This is a genomic window from Bradyrhizobium barranii subsp. apii (genome assembly GCF_011516635.5).
Lineage (GTDB): Bacteria > Pseudomonadota > Alphaproteobacteria > Rhizobiales > Xanthobacteraceae > Bradyrhizobium > Bradyrhizobium barranii.
Map to the genome: position 1 here is coordinate 16413 of NZ_CP096257.1, position 17143 is coordinate 33555.

Annotated in this window: 16 protein-coding genes and 2 pseudogenes; 8 read left to right on the plus strand and 10 right to left on the minus strand. The window is 64.3% G+C overall.

Annotated features, from left to right (window positions below):
* Window positions 1-4 precede the first annotated feature (4 nt).
* The 7 genes from HAP41_RS49115 to traC all read right to left on the minus strand — a co-directional run bounded on the left by HAP41_RS49115 (window position 5) and on the right by traC (window position 4620).
* Window positions 5-424, minus strand: coding sequence for a CopG family transcriptional regulator (locus tag HAP41_RS49115; protein WP_029084654.1), 420 nt, complete (start codon window positions 422-424; stop codon window positions 5-7).
* A 439-nt stretch (window positions 425-863) separates the two neighbouring features.
* A complete protein-coding gene (locus HAP41_RS49120; protein WP_166107071.1) occupies window positions 864-1001 on the minus strand; it encodes a hypothetical protein in 138 nt (45 codons plus the stop codon).
* A gap of 125 nt (window positions 1002-1126) precedes the next feature.
* Window positions 1127-1405, minus strand: coding sequence for a WGR domain-containing protein (locus HAP41_RS49125; protein WP_224581104.1), 279 nt, complete (start codon window positions 1403-1405; stop codon window positions 1127-1129).
* Window positions 1406-1630: 225 nt separating this feature from the next.
* Window positions 1631-2047, minus strand: coding sequence for a thermonuclease family protein (locus HAP41_RS49130; protein WP_224581113.1), 417 nt, complete (start codon window positions 2045-2047; stop codon window positions 1631-1633).
* A 90-nt stretch (window positions 2048-2137) separates the two neighbouring features.
* Window positions 2138-4117, minus strand: coding sequence for a Ti-type conjugative transfer system protein TraG (gene traG / locus HAP41_RS49135; protein WP_166107292.1), 1980 nt, complete (start codon window positions 4115-4117; stop codon window positions 2138-2140).
* The gene (traD, locus tag HAP41_RS49140; protein ID WP_035681106.1) at window positions 4104-4319 is read right to left on the minus strand and encodes a type IV conjugative transfer system coupling protein TraD; all 216 of its coding nucleotides are present in this window, start codon (window positions 4317-4319) and stop codon (window positions 4104-4106) included. The genes traG and traD overlap by 14 nt, the downstream gene beginning before the upstream one ends.
* 4 nt (window positions 4320-4323) lie before the next feature.
* Window positions 4324-4620 (minus strand): conjugal transfer protein TraC, encoded by a 297-nt coding sequence (traC, locus tag HAP41_RS49145; RefSeq protein WP_166107075.1) that lies wholly within the window; start codon window positions 4618-4620, stop codon window positions 4324-4326.
* Between the two features lie 276 nt (window positions 4621-4896).
* Here traC and traA point away from each other — a divergent pair.
* From traA to HAP41_RS49165, 4 genes and pseudogenes are all read left to right on the plus strand, one after another.
* Window positions 4897-8201, plus strand: a pseudogene (traA, locus tag HAP41_RS49150) (Ti-type conjugative transfer relaxase TraA).
* A 95-nt stretch (window positions 8202-8296) separates the two neighbouring features.
* Window positions 8297-8800, plus strand: a complete 504-nt coding sequence (gene traF, locus HAP41_RS49155; protein WP_234633915.1) for a conjugative transfer signal peptidase TraF — start codon at window positions 8297-8299, stop codon at window positions 8798-8800.
* A 76-nt stretch (window positions 8801-8876) separates the two neighbouring features.
* Window positions 8877-9344 (plus strand): nitrilase-related carbon-nitrogen hydrolase, encoded by a 468-nt coding sequence (locus HAP41_RS49160; protein WP_321576698.1) that lies wholly within the window; start codon window positions 8877-8879, stop codon window positions 9342-9344.
* 14 nt (window positions 9345-9358) lie between these two features.
* Window positions 9359-9970 carry a TraH family protein gene (locus HAP41_RS49165; protein ID WP_166107082.1) on the plus strand — a complete coding sequence of 204 codons (612 nt, stop codon included), beginning with the start codon at window positions 9359-9361 and terminating at the stop codon, window positions 9968-9970.
* Between the two features lie 31 nt (window positions 9971-10001).
* Here HAP41_RS49165 and HAP41_RS49170 read toward each other — a convergent pair whose 3' ends face one another.
* Complete coding sequence (locus HAP41_RS49170; RefSeq protein WP_166107305.1) at window positions 10002-10388, minus strand: type II toxin-antitoxin system VapC family toxin; 387 nt, start codon at window positions 10386-10388, stop codon at window positions 10002-10004.
* Window positions 10389-10406: 18 nt separating this feature from the next.
* Window positions 10407-11615: pseudogene (locus tag HAP41_RS49175) on the minus strand (IS256 family transposase); the annotation flags it as partial.
* A gap of 587 nt (window positions 11616-12202) precedes the next feature.
* On the opposite strand from HAP41_RS49175, the gene ltrA reads away from it, so the two are divergent.
* From ltrA to HAP41_RS49190, 3 genes are all read left to right on the plus strand, one after another.
* Window positions 12203-13171 (plus strand): group II intron reverse transcriptase/maturase, encoded by a 969-nt coding sequence (gene ltrA, locus HAP41_RS49180; protein ID WP_224581105.1) that lies wholly within the window; start codon window positions 12203-12205, stop codon window positions 13169-13171.
* Between the two features lie 72 nt (window positions 13172-13243).
* Entirely contained in the window at window positions 13244-14587 is a 1344-nt protein-coding gene (locus HAP41_RS49185; protein ID WP_166091063.1) for an IS1380 family transposase, read from the plus strand.
* 259 nt (window positions 14588-14846) lie between these two features.
* Window positions 14847-15137: a hypothetical protein gene (locus tag HAP41_RS49190; protein ID WP_166107087.1), complete on the plus strand. Its 291-nt coding sequence runs from the start codon at window positions 14847-14849 to the stop codon at window positions 15135-15137.
* A 161-nt stretch (window positions 15138-15298) separates the two neighbouring features.
* Here HAP41_RS49190 and HAP41_RS49195 read toward each other — a convergent pair.
* A protein-coding gene (locus HAP41_RS49195) for an IS630 family transposase (protein ID WP_224581114.1) occupies window positions 15299-16419 on the minus strand; the annotation gives its coding sequence in 2 pieces (ribosomal slippage) (window positions 15299-16155 and window positions 16155-16419; 1122 coding nt in all).
* On the opposite strand from HAP41_RS49195, the gene HAP41_RS49200 reads away from it, so the two are divergent.
* Complete coding sequence (locus HAP41_RS49200) at window positions 16418-16720, plus strand: LexA family protein (protein WP_456671116.1); 303 nt, start codon at window positions 16418-16420, stop codon at window positions 16718-16720. The two genes, HAP41_RS49195 and HAP41_RS49200, sit on opposite strands and share 2 nt — an antisense overlap.
* Window positions 16721-17143: the final 423 nt, after the last annotated feature.

The window sequence follows — 17143 nt, forward strand, 5'->3', positions numbered from 1 at the left end:
GCATTCACCTTGTTCTGTCGGAGAGGGCGGCCTTGACCGCGGGAGTGGCGTGAAGGGCACCGAGCACCGAGACCGAAGCAATGGTGGCGCCGGCCAGCTCGGGGGTGACGTCCTGGGCGATGGTCGCGAGACCCAGCACGTTGATGTGCAGCATCTCGCCGGCGCGCCGCGCCGCTTCGAGATCCTCGCGGCTGTAGTTCCGCACGCCCAAGTCCAAGCCCTTTCGGACCGTCGACTGCTTCACGACGTCCGCGTGGCGTTCGAGCTGGTTGCGGATGGCCGTCCGGATGAAATCCGTGCGGTTCGAATAGAACCCTTCCTGCACCATCAGATCGACCTGACCCAGATCGACATAGCCAAGGTTGATCGTGATCTTCTCTGTATCGGGGATCCGAGGTCGCAGCTCGCGCACATTGTCGACCATGAAAGCATCCATTTTCACCATCCATCAGGATGGCGTAGGGATTTTATGTGGATGTTCAGGAGCTATTTTCAAGGGGGCAGCGAAAAATCGGTTAGACGCTGGCAGTTCGTCGGCCGGCCTCGTCTCGCGCCGACGTTCAGCGTTTGGCGCCGCGAACGCCGCAGCCGAGTTCCCGGCGGCGGCAGAAATCAATCCGCGGTACGCGCTTTCATACTCGCGCGCCATTCGGTCCGCGGAGAAGCGCTCCTCGAAGCGGGTGCGATGGCGTCCTGGTCCACCCCCGGATCTTCCACGATCAACCCGCGCGGGGTCGGCTACGCGAAGCGTGCCGCCGCTTGGCTTATGCCGGCGCGGTGATCGCGACCGGGGCCGGTCCTTCGAGGAGCCATCGAGCGGGAATTCCCCCGCTCCGGATGGAGCCTCAAGACAATGTCCTATCTCAGCCTCGCACAAAAACCACGCCTTCAACCTTGCCCGCACCCTGATGGTCCCGGTCACGCTCTTCCAGGTCGACGGCGAATACGGCGTCATGCCCAGCGACGAGATCGACGAAGGTAACGGCCTCGACATCATCCACGAATATAATCCGCACGATGAACGGCCGGCTCACTGAGCCGGCTTCGCTTTCGCGGAGGCTCTGTTCCGTGGGTGCCGCCACCCAACCGGTGGGAGCCTACCGCGTCTGCGCAGACAGCGATCTGGTTACGTCGCCGCCTTCTTTCCTTTCGGATGATATCCGCGATTGCGCTTCTGGCGCAGCAGGTCGAGGAACAGCCTGACCGCTTCGTCCTCGCGCGCGAAGCTGTGCTTCATCATCTGACCTTGTGCGCCGATCCGTCCCCAGCGGCGTGTCAGGCAGATGTCGCCGAAGAGCGTCGGTTCGATGGCCATGGCGTAGAACCGGGCCATGTTCTTCGAGGCGTCGGTGCGTTCGATATAGAGCTGGTAGGGCTGCGCGATCATGACGACAGAATCCCGCATCGGAGAATCCGCGTCCAATGAGTTTTTTGAATCGATCAGGGGCATATTGATTCATTTTTGCGAAGGGTGGCTTTTGGGGGCGGGCAGCTCTGGCGAGCGGACGGCTCTATGCGCCAAGCGCACCGAACCCGCGATGCGGTTTCGTCCTCCGGTGACGATCCTCCCGCGGTAGGTGGCACGGTCGAGAAAACCGATGATCGTAGCGTGTGCGGCGGGCTGCCGCGATCAATCGAGGGCGCACCAATCGCGTCGCGGCTCGTTCCAGCGCCGGGCGAGACCTTCCTCGACGAGCGTCGCGCCAAGCGAACGATCCGCGCGCGTGACCGTGCGCAGCTTGCGCCCGTACCGGTCAGTGTCGCGCCAGCCCGAGACTAGCGTGAAGCTGCCGGCGTTTAGTAGGACCAGCAACCGATCGCGGGCGATTTCGCCAGCCTGCCTCTCGTCGCGGCAATGCGGCGTGAAGATTTCCGGGGCGCCGATATCGGCGATCCTGATCTTATCACCCCTGAACCAGAATGTGTCACCGTCGACGACGCAGTTCACGCGGATCGGCCCATCGCAAAGCGTGAAACGGGCCCTCAGCGTATCGCTCCGCAGAGGCGGCGGGATGACCAAAGTGGTGGTCTCGTATCGCTCCGGCATATCCGGCGAATGCCGCGAGGGGACACCGATGGCGATCGCCAGGATCGCAATGATCGCCATTGGCTCCCACAACAAGAAAGCGCAGCGCCGTCATGCTTTTTCTTCCGGTTGGAATCGGTTGTGACCGACGCAAGCCTTCATATCGTCGCGCCGGAACCAGATGGCGCGGCCGCACCGCAATGGTGCGTTGCCGGCGGTGAACACGATCTGCTCGTCGGCGCGCATGCGCAGCACTTCGTGCGGCTGGATCAGCGGCCGCGAGGCCAGCTGCTTCGAGCGCGTCCGCGACGAACCGGACGCCTGCGAGGAGCGGCTGACCTGGTCGATCTCGACCGTGGTCATGCCGCAGCGCTTTGAGATGTAGTCGGCGGTTTCCGGGTCGTTCACGGCCGCGAAGGCGATCCAGCTCGCGCTCTCGAACCATTTGCTTGCCGCGTCGCGGCCGCCATAGGTTTCGCGCATCTGACCGATCGACTGGAACAACAGGAGGAGCGTGATGCCGTATTTGCGGCCGGCGTCGCGGGCGGTCTCCAGGATGCGCATGAAGCCGAGGCGTGCCACCTCGTCGAGCAGGAACAAAGCCCGTCCCGTCACCGCGCCGTTGTGGTTGTAGATCGCGTTCATGAAGGAGCCGATGATGACGCGGGCGAGTCCGGCATGGGTCTCCAGCGTCTTCAGGTCGAGATTGATGAACACGTCGGTCTGGCCGCCGGCGAGATCGTCGCTGACGAAGGTCGAGCCGGACACGAGCGCGGCATAGTTCGGATAGGAAAGCCAGTGGGTTTCCTTGACGGCGTTGGCGTAGACGCCGCTGAACGTCTCCGGCGTCATGTTGACGAAGACGGCAACGTTCTCCTTCACGAAGGCCGATTCCGAATTGTCGTAGATCGCCTGCAGACGAGCGCGCAGCTTGGGCTCCGGTTCGGACAGATTGGCGCGGACCTGGCGAAGCGTCTGGTTCTTGTCTTCCGTATGCCCTGACAGGCAGACATCGGCGATCAGCGCGGTCAGAAGCTGCAGCGCCGAGGCGCGGAAGAAATCGTCGCGCACACCGCGGGCGCCGCCGCTGTCGCTCATGATCCATGAGGCGACGGCGGCGATGTCTTCCTCCTTCGTGCCGCCGAAACGACCGATCCAGTCGAGAGCATTGAAGCCGGTTCGCGGCAGGTTCGTTGCTTCCTGGGCTGCTTCTGGCGGACGACCTTGCGCGGTTCGCTGTCCCGCATGTGGATCGAGCACATGCACGGTGCGCCCCGCCGCGCGCCGATGGGCGATCACCATTGGCGCGACTTCGTTGGACGGGTCGAGGACCACGAGCGCGCCGCCCCATTTGAGTGCGGTCGGAACCGTCACCGACGTCGTCTTGAAGCCGCCGGAACCGGCGAAGACAATGCCGTGCGACGAGCCGAAAGAGGCGTCAAAACAGAGCAGCGGCGGGCGGCCGCCGAACCCCCAGCTCTGGCGATTCGTGGTGCGAAACGGCTGAGCTGCCGCGCTGTCCCTATCGACGCGGTAACGCTCGCCGACGACGATGCCGCCAGCGTTGCCGAAGAGCCGTGCGGCTTCTGGCATCGACATCCAGTCCGCGTCGCCGTGCAGCGCGCGACGGCCGCGAACGCGCTTCGGGTCTGGCGCCGCAAAGGCGGCATTGCCCTTCACGGCGACGCGGAGCGCGAAGATGCCGCCCATCAGCACAACGCTGGCTGCGACCATGGTCGCCGGGTCGATCTGGGCCACCGCTGATCGGCCAGGGACGATGGTCTCGGGAGCCCCGGACAGGCGCATCGCTTCGCGCGCGAGGGCGATGGAAATCGCCGATACGCATCCTGCGACGACGCTCCACGCCGCCGCGCGGATACTCGCGGAGCCGGCGGTGGCGAACAGGAAGATGACGCCGATCCCTGCTGCCGCGATATAGGGCATCGCCAGCCCGGCGCGGGCGAACAGGAGACGCTGCGCCTCCGTCTTGCCGAGGCCGGCAAGCCCATGCCCGATTCCGGTCAACCCGAAGATCGCGCCGAGCATCAGGGCCATCGGCACGATCAGCAGAAGGAGCCTATTCGCCGTCACGGCCGAACGCCTCCGCCCCGATCGCGGCAAGCCGTGCTCGCTCGGCTTCGTCGGTTCTCAGCCGGCGACCGAGTTCGATCAGCGCGCCGAGCAGGACCGCGCGCTTCTCGTAGCGCAGCCCCGCCTTTGCGATCAGGCCACCGAGCTCGATCTTCTCGCGCGTGTCCTTCTTGCGGGCCTCGGAGGATGACGCCTGGCGCATGCGCTCATACCTCGCCAGCGCCATTCGCATGCGCGCCAGACGCGACCTTCGCGGCAGGAGCGCTCGGATCGCCTCCGGCCTCGGCTCCCTTCCTTCCGGTCGCCTTCCCTGCCTTCCCGCGAAACCGGCCGGCGAGATCCTCGAACGTGGCCAGAAGCTCGCCTTCCTCGATCTCGATCTCACCGAGTCCGGCCCTGAGCGCGATGCGCCCGATCCGCTCGGCCTCGCGTGTCTCTGCGGCCTTCAACTGTTCCTGGAGGCGAGTGATTTCTTCGCGGATCTTCGACGACGGTTTCTTCATTTTCGGTTGAGCCTCCGTGCTGGGCAGTGTTGCGGGACTGTGCGGAGGATTTCGGAAGTCGCTGGCCCGAGCGACTAATAAAAAAGCTAGTCGGCAAAGCCGACGCCGCTTGAGATCATCCCGGCCGCTCGATGAGAGCGGTCCAAGGGCGCAGTAATACGTCGCATCCGCGACGTCCTGTTTTCCCGCCTGCCGGGGTGTCCCACCCTGGCGTGGCCCTGCCGCCGCCCCCGACGAGCATCTGTGTTCCGCCCTCGTCCGGGAGATCGCGCCGCCTTGGCCATCACGCATTTCACGCCCCAGCTCATTTCGCGCGGTTCCGGCCGCAGCGCCGTGCTGTCGGCAGCGTACCGGCACTGCGCGCGCATGGAGCATCAGGCGGAGGGGCGGACCGTCGACTATTCCACCAAGCGGGGCCTGCGGCATGAGGAATTCCTGTTGCCGCCGGATGGCCCACAATGGGCGCGTGAGCTGATCGCCGACCGCTCGGTCGCCGGCGCCGCCGAGGCGTTCTGGAACGCAATCGAGGCCTTCGAGAAACGCTCCGATGCGCAGCTCGCGAAGGAATTCATCATCGCCCTGCCGGTCGAACTCACCGTCGACCAGAACATCGCCCTGGTGCGGGAGTTCGTCGCAACCCAGGTCCTCGCGCGCGGACAGGTCGCCGACTGGGTTTTCCATGACGAGCCCGGCAATCCGCACATCCATCTGATGACCACTCTTCGCCCTCTCGGCGACAACGGATTTGGGCCGAAGAAGGTGCCGGTCATCGGTGATGATGGCGCACCCCTGCGCAACGATTTCGGCAAGATCGTTTACCGGCTTTGGTCGGGAGAGAAGGCCGAGTTCCTCGAGCAACGCGAAGGCTGGCTCGACCTTCAGAACAAGCATCTGGCGCTCGCCGGCCTCGAGATCCGCGTCGATGGCCGCTCCTATGCCGAGCGCGGCATCGATCTTGCCCCGACGACGCATATCGGCGTGTCGACCAAGGCGATCGACCGGAAAGGAAAGAAGGCGGGCTGGTCCCCGAAGCTCGAGCGTATCGCGCTCCACGAAGAACGAAAGGCCGACAACCGTGAGCGGATGCTGCGGCGTCCTGAGATCGTGCTCGATCTCGTCACGCGCGAGCTGAGCGTCTTCACCGAGCGTGACATCGCCAGGGTGGTGCACCGCTATGTCGACGATGCCGGAACTTTCCAGCATCTGATGGCGCGCATCCTCCAGAACCCGGATGTGCTGCGGCTGGAGGGCGAGCGCATCGCGCTTGAGACCGGAATCCGCGAGCCCGCCAAATACACGACGCGCGAGCTCATCAGGCTCGAAGCCGAGATGGCGCATCGCGCCGTCTGGCTTGCCGGCCGATCCTCGCATGGCGTCCGGGAGAAAGTGCTGGCGGCGGCCTTCGAGCGTCATGACCGTCTGTCGGAAGAGCAGCGCGTCGCGATCGCGCATGTCGCCGGTGAGGGGCGGATCGCGGCTGTGGTCGGGCGCGCCGGCGCCGGCAAGACCACCATGATGAAGGCGGCGCGCGAAGTGTGGGAAGCGGCCGGCTATCGTGTGGTCGGCGGCGCGCTTGCCGGCAAGGCGTCCGAGGGATTGGAGAAGGAAGCAGGCATCGCCTCGCGCACGCTGGCCTCGTGGGAGCTTGCCTGGTCGAACGGGCGCGAGCAACTCGACGACAAGACCATCTTTGTCCTCGACGAGGCCGGCATGGTGTCGTCGCGGCAGATGGCGCTGTTCGTCGAAGCGGTTGTGAAGACCGGCGCTAAACTGGTGCTCGTCGGCGACCCCGATCAGCTTCAACCGATCGAGGCCGGTGCTGCGTTCCGCGCCATCGTGGCGCGCACCGGCTATGCCGAACTCGAAACCATCTATCGCCAGCGCGAGCAATGGATGCGCGATGCCTCGCTCGATCTCGCGCGGGGCCGCGTTGCCGAGGCGCTGCAGGCCTATGGCGCGAACGGCAAGCTGGAAGCGCGCAAGTTCAAGGCGCAAGCCGTCACGGCGCTGATCGAGGACTGGAACCGCGACTACGATCCGGCGAAATCCATCCTGATCCTCGCCCATCTCCGGCGCGATGTCCGCGCCCTCAACAACATGGCGCGGGCGAAGCTGATCGAGCGCGGCCTCGTCGAGGATGGTCAGGCGTTCTGCACTGAGGACGGCCAGCGCAAGTTCTCGGCCGGCGACCAGATCGTCTCCTGAAGAACGAGGGGTCGCTCGGCGTCAAGAACGGCATGATCGCGCGTGTCATCGAGGCGCGGTCGGGCTGGTTCGCGGCGATGATCGGCGAGGGCGAACGCCAGCGCCGCGTCGAGGTCGACCAGCGCTTCTATGCGAACGTCGACCACGGTTATGCCACCACGATCCACAAGAGCCAGGGCGCGACCGTCGACCGGGTGAAGGTGCTCGCCACGCTCTCGCTCGACCGGCATCTTGCCTATGTCGCGCTGACCCGCCATCGCGAGAATGTCGCTCTCTATTACGGGGCGATTTCCTTCGGAAAGGCCGGCGGGCTCACCAAGATCCTGTCGCAGAGCCGGGCGAAAGAAACCACCCTCGACTATGAGCGCGGCCCTTCCTATCGCGCCGCGCTGCGCTTTGCCGAAGCGCGCGGTCTCCATCTCATGCGTGTCGCCCGCACCCTCGTCGCCGACAAGGTTCGTTGGACCGTCCGGCAGAGCTCCAGGCTCGCCGATCTCGGAGCGCGGCTCCTCGCGCTCGGCGCCCGGCTTGGCCTCGGCGCAGCTCGGAAACAGACGATTCCCAACGGCACAAAGGAGGCAAAGCCGATGGTCGCCGGCATCACCACCTTCGCCAAATCGATCGACCAGGTTGTCGAGGACAAGCTCGCCGCCGATCCCGCCTTGAAGAAGCAATGGGAGGAGATCTCGACCCGCTTCCGCTTCGTCTTCGCCGATCCCGAAGCCTCGTTCCGCAAGGTCGATATCGACAGCATGCTGAAGGACAAGGCGACTGCGCAATCCACCCTGTCGAAACTCGCGGAGAAGCCCGACAGCTTCGGTGCGCTGAAGGGCAAAACCGGCCTTCTGGCCAGCCGTGCCGACAAGCAGGACAGGCAGCGGGCGGACCTCAACGTGCCGGCGCTCGCCCGTGATCTTGAGCGGTTCTTGCGGCTGCGCTCGGAGGCGGAACATCGTTACGAGGCGGAGGAGCGCGCCGCTCGGCTGAAGGTCGCTGTCGACATTCCGGCGCTGTCGCCGTCGGCGAAGCAGACACTCGAGCGCATCCGCGACGCCATCGATCGGAACGACCTGCCCTCTGCCCTGGAGTTCGCGCTCGAGGACAAGATGATCGAGGCGGAGCTGGAAGGTTTTGCGCGTGCCGTGTCCGAGCGGTTCGGCGAGCGCGCCTTCGTCGGCCTCTCGGCCAAGGATGCCGACGGCAAGGCTTTCGAGGCGATTTCCGGCGGGACGAACGCCGCGCAGAAGGAGGAGCTCAAAGCCGCCTGGCCCGATCTGAGAACCGCGCAGCAGCTCGCGGCTCAGCAGCGAACCGCGGAGGCGCAGAAAGAAGCCGACATCCTTCGGCAGGCGCGGCGTCCGGGGTTGTCGCTGTGATGACCTCGACCGCCGAGCGGCGATCGGAGCCGTCAGGGTCGGATGCCGCGACCAGAAGGAAAGGCTGTGTTCAGCGTCGGCGAGCATCCGCGATCATGGCGGCCGGCGGCGTGGCGATGATTGCGATCGCCGGCATCGCCTGGCTCGGCGGCTTGCGCCTCAACCTGACGCCAAGCGAGCCGCTCGGGCTGTGGCGGATCGTGCCGATCGATCGGCAAGTCGTCGCCGGCGATCTCGTGTTCGTCTGTCCGCCGCCTGGGCCGGTTTCCGTCTTCGGCCTCGAGCGCGGATACTTTCGGCGGGGGCCATGCTCCGGCGGCGCCGCGCCGCTCATCAAGACTGTCGGTGCGCTCTCGGGTGCGCGCATCGACATCGGCGCCGTGGTCATGATCGACGGCGTGCTTCTGCCCCGATTGCGCCTCAGCCCCGTCGACGGTCAGGGACGACCGCTTCCGCCTTGGGCGGGGGGCGTCGTTCCGCCCGGCAATTTCTTCCTTCACTCCACTTTCGCAGGTTCCTATGACTCGAGGTATTTTGGGCCGGTTCCGGAGGCCGGTCTCCTCGGCCTGGCGCGGCCGGTCCTCACTTTCGATCCCTGATCGCCGGCGCGCGCTCCTTCTCGCCGTCGCGGCGCTCCTCGTCGGCTGGATCGGTTGGAGCGGGGATGTCCTCGCATTGCCGCTCGCGATGCTGTTTCCAGCGCTCTGGGCGTGGTCGCAGGATCGTGCCGCGTCGGTGGCGATGGGATATTTCCTGGCGGCTTCGCGTGGCTTGCGCCAGGGCGTTGCGAGCTTCTTCGGTGCGTCGGTCTGGGCCGGCATTTTGCTGTGGGGCGCCGCGTCCGTCTGCTTCGTCGCGGTCCATGCCGTCCTATGGAGTCCCCGGCCGGGAAGCCAGAAGGCGTTCTGCTATCTGATCACGGCCGTGCTGATGGCGGTTCCGCCCTTCGGCATCGTCGGATGGGCGCATCCGATCAGGGCGGCCGGCGTGTTGTTTCCCGGATGGGGATGGTGGGGGCTTGCGGCGACCGCAACTGGCCTGCTCGTCATGACGACGAAGGCTTGGCCAGTGGCCGCCATTGCCCTGGCCGATGCTTGGGCCCGGCTGTTCGGTCTTCCCCGCGTCACCGTCTTCAACCTCTGAACAGGAATTCGCCCATGGCCGTTGATGCCGATCTCATCCAGAAATGTGCCGATCCCACCCTGAAACCCGCCATCGTCGAGAAATTCTTGCATGCCGCGGGAGCGCCCGATCCGCTTGCCGTGATGGTGCGCAGCGGCGATCGCATCATCCTGCTGCCGCCGGTCAAAACCCCGGAGGAGGCGCTCGAACTCGCCCGCAGCCATATCGGTCGAGCCGTCGTGCGCGTCGGCATCACGCAGTATCCGGCCGGTCTCGGCGTGAAGGATCCGTCGGAGATGTCGCCGGATCTGTTCGACGCTTGCAAGAACATCCGCGCGGGCACGGCCCTCTTCGGCAAGGTCTGGCGGATCGTCTGGAAATGGTATGGCAATCCGACCGACGATAGCGTCATGTCACAGATGTTCGACGACGCGGTCGAGGCCTGGACGCGCGGGCAATTTGAGGGGACGGCGGTGTTTACCGCTCCCGATCCTGGCGGACCGAAGCCGCCGGAGCCGAAGCGGGAGGAGGCGTCTCAGCCGGCTGCGGCGGCACCATCACCGTCACCGCAGGAGCCGGCGCCCGGCGATCCCCACAAATCGGGCATCCGTATTGATCTGTCCGGCATCGGCGGGCGCGCTCCGTGAATGCAGTAGGACTCTGCGTATCCAGCGGAGACTATGCTGCCGCGATGTCTGTCAGGCTGAAATCATTGCCCTTGAACAAGAGCGGCTCGCCGGTGGCCTTCGCCAGAGCGTAGGAAAAGTAATCGTCATAGTTCAGGCCGGCTCTGTGCCGCCCTTTCCCGAAATCGAGGAAGGCCTGTCGGGCAAGTTCGCCGTGCTCGACCGTCACCGGCTCGACCGTGATGCCGGCTCGGCGGAAGAAGGCCTCGGCCTGCCGCATTCCTTCCGGGCCGAGCTGGTTCTCGATCACCATCGACAGCCCGACATGGTTCGCCACGCTGATGCGGCAGGCGTCGGCATCGTGAATGAGACGGGCGAAGGCTTCCGCTTCAGGTTCGCGGTAGAGGATCGCCACCATGGCCGAGGTGTCGATGATCATTTCGGCAGAGCGGCCTGGCGCTCGCAATTGTGCCGGGCGCCGGGCGCGCCGTCGCGGTCGGAAGCCCTTGTTGGCCTCGATCATGCCGGCCGCGACCCATCGCAAGGCCATACCGGCATCCCGCCAGCGTTTGATGTTGCGCGTGACGCGGCGAATGGTGCCCATCATGTTCTCGGCGATGTTGGTACAGGCGAGCGATCGACGAAGCTCCTTCGGCAACTTCAACCGGACGACAGTCAGGATTTCGTCGAGGCCTTCAAGGATGCTCGCCGCTACACCGGGCCATTGCTGGTCGAGTCGACGCGCGAGATTGCGGATCAATTTTTCAGCCTTGTCGGCGTCATCGAGCTCCCAGGCCTGGCGCAGCACCCGACGGGTGGCCGCATGATGCTCTTTCGGCAGGCGTTCCATGATGTTGCGCGCCTTGTGGATCTGGCAGCGCTGGATCGCAGCGGCCGAACCGAAGGTGCGGCGGATCGCCTTCGACAACGCCTTCGCGCCGTCGGCGATGAACAGTGTTGGCACCGTCGGGTCGAGCCCGCGCGAGACCAGGTTGTCCAGCAGGGCCTGAACCGTGGCGGCATTCTCGGTCGCCCCTTCCACCAGCGCCAGCGGATGCTTGTTGCCTTCGCCGTCAACCCCGATCGCGGCGACCAGCACGAGATCGTCGCCGAGATGCAGCCCGTCGATTTGGACCACCAGAAGGTCGAGCGCGGACAGATCGGCAGCCATGAAGTCAGCCAGCCGCGCCGCCGACAGCGCTACGAACCTCCGCGAGGCCGCCGATTTCGAAATCCCCGATCCGGGCGGTGCCGGCACGTCACCCTCGTGCAGTCGGACAGCACGGCCGAACCGGCGCGTCGACACATTGATCAGCATCAGGTTCATCGCCCCGCGACCGAGCCAATCCTCCTGCGCCGCCGTTTCCCAGCTCGGGATCGTCACCTCGCGGCCGTCCACGCCCCGGACCCGCGGACGCTCGACCTCGATCTTGCCGCCGTGGAAACCAATCCGTCCCCGCGTTCGACCCCAACGGTGCGCCCGCCGCGCCGCGTCGCGACCGTGGCGCGGCCCGCAGGCCGCCACAACATCCGCCTCCATCGTCGTGCCGAGCGCCTCCATCCCTGCCGCAAGGCAGAACCGATCGAAGCTCGCCCGCACTTCTGCAAACGCTTCGTCCACAGCCCCGGTCGCCGACGAACCAGCCGGTTTGATATCTCTCGTCATGGCGTTGCTCTCCTTTATGGAATCAGCACCCCGAGCCTACCGGCTCAAGGTGGGCAACGCCGACCTCTTCAGAAATTCAACAGAACCCGGGAGTACGTCATGAAAGCTGATGCGCGCCTATGAGTGAGAGTCTCATCTGATCAAAGCCGTAGCGGGCAGATCAGGACCGAGTCTTGCGGGCGTCGCGGTAACGCGGCGTCTGAAGTGTAGACAGGGGCCATGTGGGGTGCGGGATTGAGCCACGAAATGCTGAATGTCACGGAGGCCGAGTGTGTTCCCGACCACGAAGGCAGAATGTGCGCCGTCGCTAAGCGAGACGGTGATGCTCCGTCGGGGTCGAAGGCCGGATCACGCATGGAAAGCACGCATCGGAACATGAGAGGCCCGACCGGGTCCGCCGGAATGATCCCCGGTGGGGGATGGCGGCAAGGCAACGCCGGAGCCGCCATCCGAGCTGAGGTCGGGAGTCGGACTGGGTTATATTACCGATGAAGCCGTCGAAGGAAACGAGACGGGCTGAGGGAAGGAGCCAGCTCGAGAGGAGCCCAAACGAGAGGGACAAGGACCGGACACAGAGCCGGGGTGCCTTGCCGCCCAACCTCGCGAGGGTGAACGCAGCGGCCCGCAAGGCCGCCCGTACCCAATTCACGGCTCTGCTGCATCACGTGAATGTCGAAGCGCTCGAACGAGCGTTCCGGCGTCAGAAGCGGCGGGCAAGCGCGGGGGTCGATGGGATCACGGTGACGGATTACGAACAGAACCTAGTGAGCAATCTCGAGGAGCTCTGTCAACGAATCCACACCAACCGATACCGGCCGCAGCCGGTCAGGCGTGTACATATCCCGAAGGCAGATGGTGGACGGCGTCCACTCGGCGTGCCAACGCTGGAAGACAAAATCGTTCAAGGCGCGGTCGCCGAGGTGCTGAGCAGCATCTACGAAGTCGACTTCATGGGGTTCTCCTACGGCTTTCGGCCGGGGCGTAACCCACATCAGGCTCTCTCAGCATTGCATACAGCGATCATGAGCCAGTACGTGAACTGGGTGCTCGATGCCGACATTCGCAACTTCTACGACTCGATTGATCACGAGTGGCTGATGCGGATGGTGGCGCACAGGATTGCCGACCCTCGGATCCTCCGGCTCATTCGGATGTGGCTCGAGGCCGGTACCCTTGAGAGCGGAGAATGGTACGAAACGGACAAGGGGACACCGCAAGGGGCGGGCATCAGCCCGTGCCTCGCCAACATCGTCTTGCACTACGCCCTCGATCTCTGGGTGCATCAATGGCGCCGTCGGCACGCGAGCGGTCGGGTATCGATCGTGAGGTATGCCGATGACTTCGTGATGGGCTTCGAACGGCTGGCGGATGCCCGACGCATGATGGCAGACCTCAAGGAGCGACTGGCGCGCTTCGGCCTGGCACTCCACGAGGACAAGACGCGGCTCATCGAGTTCGGCCGTTTACCGGCCATGGCTCGACGACAACGCGGCGCACGGCGTCTAGCCCGTCTTATTCGTCAGAGGGCGCCTGAGAGGCTGGCGAGCGTGGTGTAAAGCGCTGATGAAGCGTAGGATTCGGTTGCGAAGCCAACCCCATCACCTTCCACCGCGAACGCCACGCCCGCCATGACCGATGATACGAGTCTACCCTTCTCGTTTCCAGCCGTTCACGCCAAGAAAGTCACAGCTGCCTTCGATGGCGGTCGGCTGACCTCGAACGGGGGCGTGATGCTTCTTGCGATGGCCGAGCGACGTCTCGGTTTGGCCAACAATTTGGCCCGGGTGTTCCCGGATCGGCGCGATCCGACGCGGGTCGTGCACAGCCTTGTCGATATGTTTCGCGCTCGCATGTTCGCGATCTGCTGCGGCTACGAGGACGCCGATGACCTCGATCATCTGCGGTCCGATCCCGCATTCAAGCTGGCCTGTGGACGGCTACCAGACAGCGGTCGCGATCTGTGTTCCCAACCGACGCTGTCGCGGCTGGAGAATGCTCCCCGCCTGCGCGACGTGATCCGCCTGACCTACACCCTGGTCGATGCATGGATGGATAGCTATCCGTGCGAGCCTGCATCCGTCACGCTCGACATTGACGACACCTGCGATGTCGTCCACGGCCATCAGCAACTCTCGCTGTTCAACGCTCATTATGACGAACGCTGCTTCCTGCCGATCCACGTCTACGACACGGAGAAGAGCCGGCCCGTGGCGGTCGTGCTGCGGCCCGGCAAGACGCCTGGCGGGGTCGAGGTGCGTGCCCATCTGCGCCGCCTGGTGCGGCACATCCGCACGCGATGGCACAAGACGCGAATTACGTTCCGTGGCGACGGGCACTATGCTCGGCCGGAGGCGATGACGTGGTGCGAGAACAACGGCATCGACTACATCTTCGGTCTGTCCGGTACCAGGCCGCTCGCCAGAAAAGTCGACGAGGTCGCCGACGATATCCGCACCCGACGCGCCATCGAGAACCTAGCTGTTCTGCGCGGCTATACCGAGACGCGCCACAAGGCAAAGTCCTGGGATCGCGAACGGCGCACCGTCGCCCGTATTGAGGCGACGATGCTCGGCCTCGACATCCGCTTCGTCGTCACCAGCCTCGATGTCGGCTCGGCCGAGTGGATCTACGACAGCCTGTATTGCGCGCGCGGCCAAGCCGAGAATCTGATCAAGCTGCATAAGACGCAGCTCGCCTCCGATCGCACCAGTTGCCGTTCGGCGCTCGCCAATCAAGTCCGCCTCGTTCTCCATACCGCCGCTTATTGGCTGATGCTGACCGTGCGCGACGCCATTCCCAAAGTCCGGGAATTGGCCACTGCCGAGTTCGCGACGCTGCGTCTTCGGCTCTTGAAAATCGCCGCCCGGGTTGTCGAGACCAAGAGCCGCATTCGCCTTGCGTTCGCCGCGGCATGTCCCGAAGCCGACCTGATCCGCAGCTTGCCCGGCGCGCTGCTGCCGCTCGGTCCTTGACCGGTGGGGCGTCCGCCCGCGTTCACCCAACCCATCCCTCAAGCGCGTTGCAAAGTACCGGTCGTCAGGCGGTGAAAAGCCGAAGGCAATCCTGTGCGCCTCGTCAGCGGAGGTGTGCGGATGCACCAGTCGGACCAAAATACCGCGCTCTCACGAATAGGGCGGGCTAGATACATTCGCCTTCCTCGGCCTCACCCACTACTCTGGGTGGACCAGGGACGGCAGATTTATCGTAAAACGCAAAACGCAGAGCAAACGCATGACGCGAAAGCTGAAGGCGTTGCGGCAGGAAGCGTGGCAGATCATGCATGCCCCGATGGCGACACAGCATCGCTGGTACTCCAGCGTGCTGCGCGGCCACTACGGCTACTATGGCGTCCCACACAACTGGCGCGCTCTCAACGGATTCCTACAGGAGGTCCGGCGCATCTGGTTCACCTGCCTCAGGCGGCGGAGCCAGAAGAACCGGGACAAGGGCTGGGACTGGTTTGAGACTGTGGAAGCGCGTTTTCCCTTACCCCGGGCACGTGTCGTTCACTCATGGGCGTAGGAGCAAACCGATGCGGGTGACTCTCGAGAAGAGCCGGGTGCGGGAAATCTGCATGCCCGGATCTGTGAGGGCGAAGCCGAATGGCTTAGCTACTCGACCATCCCCCGAGCAGCTCATCCGGTCATCGCCAGACGAAGGCAGCTAGTACCTCGTCACAGTGATTATGACTCTTTGGAAGAGGCGGGATAGGCGCCTGCCATTTTGGCGCGAGCCTTGTCTGTTGTGAACATCCATTTGATGCGGGAGCGGGCGGCATTTCGTTGTCGTTCCCAGGCGGTGATTTCGCGGCCCAGTCGCTTGGAGTCGTCGATCCTGCGATCCAGGCACTGGCCTCGCAGGACGCCGATTTCGATCTCGACCATGTTGAGCCAACTTGCGTGCTTTGGGGTGTAGTGGAACTCGAGCCGTCGCAAAATCCGCCTGGCTTCGGCGGGCGGGAACGCCTGATAGAGGGCGCCGGCGGAGTGGGTCGATAAATGGTCCTGGACGACCCGGATGATCTCGGCGTCGGGATAATGGATGTCGACGAGATCACGCATGCATTGGGCGTAATCTCGTGCCGCTCGCCGCTCGGTGACCTTGACCTTGCGCCAGGGACGATGCACGTCGAAGAGAACGAAGAGATTGACCGTGCCATTGCGACGATACTCATAATCGTAACGTTCGAGGTGGCCGGGCTTGGCCGGAATGGGCTGACGCACCTCGCCGATGAGTTGCACCGGGCTTTCGTCGAAGCACACCACTGGCCGTCTGGAGTCGGGCACCTCGGCATAGAGGTCGAGCACATCCTCCATGCGGGCGACGTATTCGCCGCCGACCTGCGGAATGCACCACATGTCTTTGCGCCAGGGCTTGAGGCCATTCTCGGCCAGGCGCCGCCGAACCGTCTCGTGCGACAGGCTCTTGTGTTCGGTGAGCTTGACCATCGCAGCCGCCAGCAGCTTTAGCGTCCAGCGGGCACGGCCCTTTGGGGGACTGGCGCAGGCTGTCGCCACCAGCAAGGCTTCTTCCTTGCCGTGAGTTTGCATTCCGCCCCGGGACGCGGCTCTTCGCTCAGCGCCCGCTCCAGATTGCCTTCCACGAAGCGTCGCTTGGTCCGGTACACGGTCGAGCCGCTCACGACGACGCTCCTTGCGATCTCCTCGTCGCTGGTCCCAGCATCGGCGGCCAGCAAAATCTGCGCGCGCTTGAGCTTCCGGGACGCATGCTTGCCGCCGCTGAGCAGCGCCCTCAGTTCGGTGCGCTCGATTTGGCTGAGTTCGACCCGATAGCGTACATTCATGGCCTGCCTCCTCGTTCGAGGCACGCACGAACAACTGAATCGGATGGCCGGCGTGAGTCCTTCGGCAAAACCCTTCACGCCCGCGCAGGGGCAGTATCTGGCTTTTATCCACCTCTATACCCGGCTGCATCGCAGGCCCCCGGCCGAAACCGACATGCAGGAATATTTCCGCGTCAGCCCGCCTTCGGTTCACCAGATGGTGCTGACGCTGGAACGCGCCGGCCTCATCAGACGGCAGCCAAGGACGCCTCGCAGCATCGAGGTCCTCATTGATCCGAAACTCCTGCCGGAGCTAATCTGACCGCCGGACCCAACCTGTCAAAATCACTTTGCAGAGCCACTAGTTAGTGACCGGAGAAAACTGGGTGTCCAGTTTGTGTATCGTCTGAAAATCGCAATCTCGTATTCAAAGCGCACGCCCGGCAAAGCTTGTCGGATGATTCAGCACACTGGGCGGGCTCAGTGGATAGGAAGGATTGTTGCGGGCGGCCATTCAACATCGCCACTAAAACAACGGGTTCGACAAAAGGCGCGCGGCCGAACGCTATCGGGGGTTCGAATCCCTCCCTCTCCGCCAGATCACAGAAAAAGCGTTGAAAACTCAGTAACTAGCGGTGAAATAAGGCTCTTCGAAGGAGGCCGGTGGTACACAAAGGTGGCACCACGATGGGTTTTCGCATGATCGAGCCTTGGACGAATCCGCGCAGCGACTTTCTCTGGTTCA

Coding starts and splice junctions, on each gene's coding strand:
- traC (WP_166107075.1), bottom strand. CDS start 4,620: ATGAAGAAACCGTCGTCGAAGATCCGCGAAGAAATCACTCGCCTCCAG.
- HAP41_RS49130 (WP_224581113.1), bottom strand. CDS start 2,047: ATGCCGGAGCGATACGAGACCACCACTTTGGTCATCCCGCCGCCTCTG.
- HAP41_RS49185 (WP_166091063.1), top strand. CDS start 13,244: ATGACCGATGATACGAGTCTACCCTTCTCGTTTCCAGCCGTTCACGCC.
- HAP41_RS49200 (WP_456671116.1), top strand. CDS start 16,418: ATGGCCTGCCTCCTCGTTCGAGGCACGCACGAACAACTGAATCGGATG.
- HAP41_RS49125 (WP_224581104.1), bottom strand. CDS start 1,405: ATGCGGGATTCTGTCGTCATGATCGCGCAGCCCTACCAGCTCTATATC.
- traF (WP_234633915.1), top strand. CDS start 8,297: ATGGCGGCCGGCGGCGTGGCGATGATTGCGATCGCCGGCATCGCCTGG.
- HAP41_RS49170 (WP_166107305.1), bottom strand. CDS start 10,388: ATGATCATCGACACCTCGGCCATGGTGGCGATCCTCTACCGCGAACCT.
- traD (WP_035681106.1), bottom strand. CDS start 4,319: ATGCGCCAGGCGTCATCCTCCGAGGCCCGCAAGAAGGACACGCGCGAG.
- HAP41_RS49165 (WP_166107082.1), top strand. CDS start 9,359: ATGGCCGTTGATGCCGATCTCATCCAGAAATGTGCCGATCCCACCCTG.
- HAP41_RS49190 (WP_166107087.1), top strand. CDS start 14,847: ATGACGCGAAAGCTGAAGGCGTTGCGGCAGGAAGCGTGGCAGATCATG.
- HAP41_RS49115 (WP_029084654.1), bottom strand. CDS start 424: ATGGTCGACAATGTGCGCGAGCTGCGACCTCGGATCCCCGATACAGAG.